A 7,871-nucleotide genomic window follows, 5' to 3' on the forward strand; every position below is an offset into this window, starting at 1 on the left:
CCACCCTACTTCGCGTTACCTGAGCGAACACCCCCACGCGCCGCGGGACGTCACATCCCCCGGGCGCGATCGGGTCCGACTACTTCTTGTCCTTGCCTTCGACGTCGCCCGAGAGCGCGGCGATGAACGCCTCCTGAGGGACCTCGACGCGGCCGACCATCTTCATGCGCTTCTTGCCCTCCTTCTGCTTCTCGAGAAGCTTGCGCTTGCGGGTGATGTCACCGCCGTAGCACTTGGCGAGCACATCCTTGCGGATCGCACGGATGGTCTCGCGGGCGATGATGCGCGCACCGATCGCCGCCTGGATCGGCACCTCGAACTGCTGGCGAGGGATGAGCTTGCGCAGGCGCTCTGCCATCATCGTGCCGTAGGCGTAGGCCTTGTCGCGGTGCACGATCGAGCTGAAGGCGTCGACCTTCTCGCCCTGGAGAAGGATGTCGACCTTGACGAGGTCGGCCTCCTGCTGACCGGACGGTTCGTAGTCGAGCGACGCGTAGCCCTGGGTCTTCGACTTCAGCTGGTCGAAGAAGTCGAACACGATCTCGCCGAGGGGCATGTTGTAGCGCAGCTCGACGCGCTCCTCCGAGAAGTACTCCATGCCGAGCAGCGTTCCGCGGCGCGACTGGCACAGCTCCATCACGGTGCCGACGTAGTCCTTCGGCAGCAGGATCGCGGCCTTGACCATCGGCTCCGACACCGAGCCGATGCGCCCGTCCGGGTACTCGCTGGGGTTGGTGACGGTGACCGTCTCGCCGGTGTCGCTCGTGAGCACCTCGTAGATCACGCTGGGCGCTGTCGTGATGAGGTCGAGGTTGAACTCGCGGGCCAGACGCTCGGTGATGATCTCGAGGTGCAGCAGCCCGAGGAACCCGCAACGGAAGCCGAAGCCGAGCGCGACCGAGGTCTCCGGCTCGTAGACGAGCGAGGCGTCGGAGAGCTTCAGCTTGTCGAGCGCCTCGCGCAGCTCCGCATAGTCGCTGCCGTCGATCGGGTACAGGCCCGAGAAGACCATCGGCTTCGGGTCGGTGTAACCGGGAAGGGCCTCGGAGGCCGGCTTCCGGGACGTGGTGATCGTGTCACCGACCTTCGACTGACGCACGTCCTTCACACCGGTGATGAGATAGCCCACCTCGCCGACGCCGAGTCCCTTGGTCGGGGTCGGCTCGGGGCTCGACACGCCCACCTCGAGGGCCTCGTGGTTCGCGCCGGTCGACATCATCTGGATGCGCTCGCGCGGCGAGAGGCTGCCGTCCACCATGCGTACGTACGTGACCACTCCGCGGTAGGCGTCGTACACGGAGTCGAAGATCATCGCGCGGGCCGGAGCATCCGCGTCTCCGGTCGGGGCGGGGATCTCCTGCACCAGTCGGTCGAGCAGATCCTCGACGCCGACGCCGGTCTTGCCGGAGACGCGAAGGACATCCTCGGGTTTGCCGCCGATGAGCGAGGCCAACTCCTTCGCGTACTTCTCCGGGTCGGCGGCCGGCAGATCGATCTTGTTCAGCACCGGGATGATGTGGAGGTCGTTCTCGAGCGCGAGGTAGAGGTTCGCGAGCGTCTGCGCCTCGATGCCCTGTGCCGCGTCGACGAGCAGGATCGCTCCCTCGCAGGCCGCGAGCGAACGCGAGACCTCGTACGTGAAGTCGACGTGGCCGGGGGTGTCGATCATGTTCAGCGCGACGGTCTGGCCATCGAGTTCCCATGGCATCCTGACCGCCTGGCTCTTGATGGTGATGCCGCGCTCACGCTCGATGTCCATGCGGTCGAGGTACTGCGCGCGCATGTCGCGATCGGAGACGACTCCGGTGATCTGGAGCATGCGATCGGCGAGCGTCGACTTGCCGTGGTCGATGTGGGCGATGATGCAGAAATTACGGATCTGCGCAGCCGGCGTCGCAGCAGGCTGAAGAGGGGTGAGAGCGCGTGGGGACATGTCCACTCGATTGTACGGTCAGGGGAGGCTAATCCCCGATTCGGCCATACCGGTGATAGTCTCCCGAAGTTGCCAGGGAAAATCCGTGACACCGGATCCCGCAAGCGATAAGACTCCGTCACATACCCCGTGATGGTCGTCGCATCGCAGAGTTCGGTGGATGGCGATTGTGTATCCAACTGACTCAGCGTTGCGTCGGCAGATCCCGAGCGCGTCTGTAGAAGAGAAAGACTGACCCCTTTTGATCAAGTACCTCCTGCGCCGAGCACTCGGCTGGCTGCTGATGATCGTGGTCGCCACGAATCTCACGTTCTTCCTGGCGTGGGGCTTCCTCGATCCGCGCAGCAACTACGTGGGACGGCGTCCCCCGCTCTCCCCCGAGCAGATCGACAACGTCCTCACCCCGCGCAACCTCAGCGACACCGTTCCCCTGATCGAGCGGTGGTGGAACTGGTTCAGCAGCATCCTGTTCCGTTGGGACTGGGGCGTGAGTCCCACGGGTCAGTCCGTCAACGAGCAGGTCTCGTATCGCATGTGGGTCAGCGCGGAGCTCGTCCTCGGCGCGACGATCATCGCCGCAGTGCTGGGCATCTGGCTCGGTGTCTACACCGCCTCCCGCCAGTACAAGCTCGCCGACCGCATCGGTCAGGCGACCTCGATCATCACGATGAACGTGAACATCATCGTCGCGGGTCTCGCCGTGGTTCTTCTCGCGATCGCCCTCAACGAGTGGACCGGGGTCCGCATCTTCTACGTCACCGGCTCCTCGAGCCCGGGCGTCACCGGCTTCTTCCCGGTGCTGGTGGACACCCTGCAGCACCTCACGCTGCCGACCATCGCCCTCGTGATCGTGGGCTACGCCCAGTACCACTTCCTGCAGCGTTCGCTCCTGCTCGACAACATCAACGCCGACTATGTGCGCACCGCACGCGCGAAGGGTCTCACGAAGGCGCAGGCCGTGCGCAAGCACGCCCTGCGGACGTCGCTCATCCCGGTCGCGACGCAGGTCGCCTTCACCATCCCGACGATCTTCACCGGCGCGATCCTGACGGAGCGGATCTTCGCCTGGCAGGGCATGGGACGGTACTTCCTCGACACCATCAACAACAACGACATCAACGGCGTCGTCGCCGTCGCCGCCTTCGGCGCCGTGCTGACGGCGATCGGCGCGGTGCTCGCCGACATCGTCGTCGTCGTTCTCGACCCGCGAGTGAGGGTGAGCTGATTATGACCACCGATATGATCGACCCCCTCGTCGAGCCGCCGGCCGCGCCGCCGACCGCCGACCGCGCCTCGGGCAAGTCGTTGTCCAAGTGGACGCTCTACACCCGCCGGTTCATGCGCAACAAACCGGCCGTGGGTGGCGTCGTCGTCCTGCTCGTGCTGATCCTCTTCTCCACGCTCGGACCGCTCCTCTCGCAGTACCAGGTCGACAGCATGGACTTCCTCGCCCTGAGCCAGCCGCCGTCCGCTGCGCACTGGTTCGGCACCAACGGCGCCGGCAACGACACCTACGTGCAGACCGCCATCGGCTTGCAGCGATCCCTCATGATCGCGATCACCGTCTCGGTGGGCACGACGATCCTCTCGGCGCTCGTCGGGACCGCGGCCGCGTACTTCGGCGGCTGGTTCGAGCGCATCGCTCTCCTGGTGATCCACTTCATGATGGTGGTCCCCACCTTCCTCCTGCTGTCGATCGTCTCGAACGACTCCGGCGGAGTGTGGTGGGTCATCGCGTTCGTGATGATCTTCGTCAGCTGGTTCTTCCCCGCGAGGATCATCTGGACCATGACCCTGTCGCTGCGTGAACGCGAGTACGTACAGGCCGCTCGGTACATGGGTGTCCGGGGACTGCGCATCGTGACGCGTCATCTCATCCCGAACATCGGCTCGCTGCTGGTGATCAACTTCACCCTCGGCATCGTCGCCGCTGTGACGACCGAGACAGGCCTGTCGTTCATCGGCTTCGGCGTGAAGATTCCCGACGTGTCGCTCGGCTCGCTGATCGGCGAGGGCAGCTCGTCCATCGTCAGCGCACCATGGCTGTTCTACTTCCCCGCATTGGTCCTCACCTTGCTGACCGTCTCGATGGCGCTCATCGCCGATGGACTGCGCGATGCTCTCGATCCCACCTCGGCTGCAGGAGGCCGCGCATGAGCCCTGTACTGTCCGTCCGCGACCTCAGGGTCAGCTTCGCGTCCGAGGCCGGCCGTGTCGACGCCGTCCGCGGCGTCTCCTTCGACCTGGAAGCGGGAAAGACCCTCGGCATCGTCGGCGAGTCCGGCTCCGGAAAGTCCGTCACCTCTCTCGCTGTGATGGGTCTGCTCGACGAGAACGCCAAGGTCACCGGCTCCATCGTGTTCGACGGCCAGGAGCTTCTCGGCAAGACCGACACGCAGCTCTCCGCCATCCGCGGCAACGGCATCTCGATGGTCTTCCAGGATCCGCTCACCTCGCTCACCCCGGTCTACACGATCGGCGCCCAGCTGATCGAGGCGCTGACGGTGCACCGCAATCTCAGCATCAAGGAGGCGACCGCACGTTCGATCGACCTTCTCAAGCTGGTGGGCATCACCGAGCCCGAGAAGCGGATGAAGTCGTTCCCGCACGAGTTCTCGGGCGGCATGCGCCAGCGCGTCGTGATCGCGATCGCGATGGCGAACGATCCGAAGCTGATCATCGCCGACGAGCCCACCACGGCTCTCGACGTCACGATCCAGGCGCAGATCCTCGACCTCATCGAGAAGGCGCAGGCCGAGACGGGTGCCGCCGTCATGATGATCACCCACGACATGGGTGTCGTCGCCCGAACGGCCGACGACGTGATGGTCATGTATGCCGGCAAGCCCGTCGAGCAGGCGCCCGTCCGCGAGCTGTTCCACCAGACCCGGATGCCGTACTCGATCGGTCTCCTCGGCGCGATCCCTCGCGTGGACAAGGCCGAGAAGGAACCGCTCACCCCCATCAAGGGCAACCCGCCGCTGCTGATCAACCTTCCGGACGCGTGCCCGTTCGCGGACCGCTGCCCCATCGTCATGGACGCGTGCCGCACCCGTGAGCCCGAGCTGCTGCCCGTGCTCACCGGTGGCGGCGAAGAGCACCGTGCCGCGTGCATCCGCGCGAACGAGATCACCGACGGCGGCCTGCTCGGTGGTCTCCCGGTGTACCCGGTGCGCGAGGCACCGGAGAGCGAACTGACTCGACTCCCCCGCGAAGAACGACCGATCACGCTCGAGGTGAAGAACCTCACCAAGACGTTCCCTCTGCTCAAGGGGGCTTTCCTGAAGCGCAAGGTCGGCGAGGTGCACGCGATCAAGGGCATCAGCTTCGACGTGCGCGAAGGTGAGACCCTGGCCATCGTCGGTGAATCCGGCTCCGGCAAGACGACGACGCTGCTGCAGATCATGGACATGGTGAAGCAGACCGACGGCGACATCGTCATCGCGGGAACAAGCGTCAACGACATCCACAGCCACAAGGTGGAGCGGGCGCTGCGCCGCGACATCCAGATCGTGTTCCAGGACCCGATGGGAGCCCTCGACCCGCGTATGACGGTCGCGGACATCATCTCGGAGCCGCTCTCGGCCATCGGCACCCCGAAGGCCGAGGCGCACCGCCGTGTGAAGGAGCTGATGGACCTCGTCGGACTCAACCCGGCGCACAGTGATCGCTTCCCGCAGGCGTTCTCCGGAGGCCAGCGTCAGCGCATCGGCATCGCCAGGGCGCTGTCGACGAACCCGAAGATCCTGGTGCTCGATGAGCCGGTCTCGGCGCTCGACGTGTCGATCCAGGCCGGTGTGATCAACCTGCTCGACGATCTGAAGGTCAAGCTCGGACTGTCCTACCTCTTCGTGGCGCACGACCTGTCGGTCGTCCGTCACATCGCCGACCGGGTCGCCGTGATGTACCTCGGCGACTTCGTCGAGCACGGCGACGTCGACGACGTCTTCGACAACCCGCAGCACCCCTACACGAAGGCGCTGCTGTCCGCGATCCCGGTCCCGGACCCCGACATCGAGCGCACGCGTGAACGGATCGTGTTCGATCCCGCCACGGTGACAGCGCGGCCTGCGGCCTCATGAGCAGACCACGGATCACCGTCCGATAACGGTTAGCCGATATTCACTCGCCGCCCGGACATTCGAGGATCCGGCGAACTATTCTCCCCTTATGACACGCCGCAAGGCGAAAGGAGCACCATGAAGCAGTACAAGCTGATGGGAGCGCTGGCACTCACCGGCGCTTTCGCACTCGCGCTCAGCGGGTGCGCTACCGGCAACACCGGCAGTAGCGACAAGGGCGACAACGGCGAAGCAGCCGAGGTCGAGATGGCGAACTACAACCCGCAGCCCCGCGAGAACCTCAAGGAGGGTGGTGACGTCAACTTCGCCATCCGCGAGGTTCCGGACCAGCTCAACGCGTTCAACAGCGACGGCAGCGCCGACACGGCTCGCGTCGCCGCCTGGTACACGCCGCAGATCATCCTGATGAAGCCGGACGGCACGCAGTACAAGAACGACAACTACCTCTCCGAGTGGAAGAACGAAGTGAAGGACGGCAAGACCGTTCTGACGTTCACGTTCACCGATGAGGCGCACTGGAACGATGGCACCGACATGGATTGGACCGCCATCGACGCCACGTGGAAGGCGAACCGCTCCTACGACGAGGGCTTCAACCCCAACGCGACCGACGGCTATAAGGACATCGAGTCCGTGGAGCAGGGTGACACCCCCAAGACGGCCATCGTCACCTTCAAGGGCGAGTTCGCGTGGCCGCAGATGCCGTTCAACAGCGGCGTCCTGCACCCGGCTCTCGCCGACCCGACGAACTTCAACGAAGCGATGATCGACAACCCGCACCCTGAGTGGGGCGCAGGTCCGTACACCGTGGACGAGTTCGATGCCAATAAGGACTACATCTCGTTCAAGCCGAACCCCGAGTGGTGGGGCGATGCACCGCTGCTGGACAAGGTCACGATGACCGGCATGGACGCCCAGGCCGGCGTCAACGCCTTCAAGAACGGCGAGGTCGACATGGTCGAGACGGGTTCCCAGGAGCTCATCGACCAGGTCAAGGACGTCGACGGTGCGAAGGTATACCGCGCGCAGCAGACCGCCAACACGATCCTGCAGGTCGACTCGACCAAGCCGCAGTTCGAGGACGTCAAGGTTCGCGAGGCGTTCTTCAAGGCCGTCAACATCGATCAGCAGAAGCAGATCGCCTGGAACGGTCTCGGCTACTCCGAGGACCCGGCCGGCTCGCTGACCCTGTACTCGTTCCAGCCCGGCTACAGCGACTCCATGAAGGAGGCCGGCTGGAAGTTCGACGTCGAGGGCGCCAAGAAGCTGCTCGACGAGGCCGGCTGGAAGGAAGGCTCCGACGGCATCCGCGAGAAGGACGGCGTCAAGCTCTCCGTCGTGTACCCGATCTGGAGTGACTCCGCCACGCAGAAGGCCCTCGCGCAGTCGCTGCAGGCTCAGGAGAAGGCGATCGGCATCGACGTCAAGGTCGAGGTGCGGCCCTCCAGCCAGTTCTCCGACGACTACACGTCGAAGAACTGGGATGTCTCCGGGCTCCGCTTCACCGCCTCCGACCCGTTCGGTGCGGCATGGTTCTGCCAGCTGTACTGCTCGGACTCCGGTCTCAACCTGTCGGGTGTCGGCGATGCCGAACTTGACGCCGAGATCAAGGACAAGGTCGAGTCGCAGACCGACCCCGAGGCACAGACCGCTGCCGCGATGAAGCTCGAGCCGGAGATCTACAAGCGCTGGGGCCTCATCCCGCTGTACAACGGCCCGCAGATCTACACCGTCAAGGAAGGCCTGGCGAACCTCACGCCCGAGCCCTACGTCGGTCTGGACCTGTTCGGTATCACCCCGGTCGAGAACGTCGGCTGGGAGAAGTAACACTCTCTGACACACATGGTGTCGAAGCG

5 protein-coding genes are annotated in these 7,871 nt (G+C 64.8%); 4 read left to right on the forward strand and 1 reads right to left on the reverse strand.

What is annotated here, in order from left to right; all coding sequences use genetic code 11:
- Positions 1-79: 79 nt before the first annotated feature.
- The gene (lepA, locus tag DW307_RS06175) at positions 80-1,933 is read right to left on the reverse strand and encodes a translation elongation factor 4 (RefSeq protein WP_021198562.1); all 1,854 of its coding nucleotides are present in this window, start codon (positions 1,931-1,933) and stop codon (positions 80-82) included.
- Positions 1,934-2,174: 241 nt separating this feature from the next.
- On the opposite strand from lepA, the gene DW307_RS06180 reads away from it, so the two are divergent.
- From DW307_RS06180 to DW307_RS06195, 4 genes are all read left to right on the forward strand, one after another.
- On the forward strand, positions 2,175-3,158 hold the full coding sequence (locus tag DW307_RS06180; protein ID WP_029260209.1) for an ABC transporter permease: 984 nt from the start codon (positions 2,175-2,177) through the stop codon (positions 3,156-3,158).
- A 2-nt stretch (positions 3,159-3,160) separates the two neighbouring features.
- A complete protein-coding gene (locus DW307_RS06185) occupies positions 3,161-4,090 on the forward strand; it encodes an ABC transporter permease (RefSeq protein WP_029265003.1) in 930 nt (309 codons plus the stop codon).
- The gene (locus DW307_RS06190) at positions 4,087-6,015 is read left to right on the forward strand and encodes an ABC transporter ATP-binding protein (protein WP_029260207.1); all 1,929 of its coding nucleotides are present in this window, start codon (positions 4,087-4,089) and stop codon (positions 6,013-6,015) included. Before DW307_RS06185 ends, DW307_RS06190 begins: the two co-directional genes overlap by 4 nt.
- A gap of 117 nt (positions 6,016-6,132) precedes the next feature.
- Entirely contained in the window at positions 6,133-7,842 is a 1,710-nt protein-coding gene (locus tag DW307_RS06195) for an ABC transporter family substrate-binding protein (protein ID WP_029260206.1), read from the forward strand.
- The last annotated feature ends 29 nt before the right edge of the window (positions 7,843-7,871 follow it).

Source organism: Microbacterium sp. K27 (assembly GCF_004794435.1).
Taxonomy (GTDB): Bacteria; Actinomycetota; Actinomycetes; order Actinomycetales; family Microbacteriaceae; genus Microbacterium; species Microbacterium maritypicum_A.

Excerpts from the sequence above, each read along its gene's own strand:
- lepA (WP_021198562.1), bottom strand. The coding sequence starts at position 1,933 with ATGTCCCCACGCGCTCTCACCCCTCTTCAGCCTGCTGCGACGCCGGCT.
- DW307_RS06185 (WP_029265003.1), top strand. The coding sequence starts at position 3,161 with ATGACCACCGATATGATCGACCCCCTCGTCGAGCCGCCGGCCGCGCCG.
- DW307_RS06190 (WP_029260207.1), top strand. The coding sequence starts at position 4,087 with ATGAGCCCTGTACTGTCCGTCCGCGACCTCAGGGTCAGCTTCGCGTCC.
- DW307_RS06195 (WP_029260206.1), top strand. The coding sequence starts at position 6,133 with ATGAAGCAGTACAAGCTGATGGGAGCGCTGGCACTCACCGGCGCTTTC.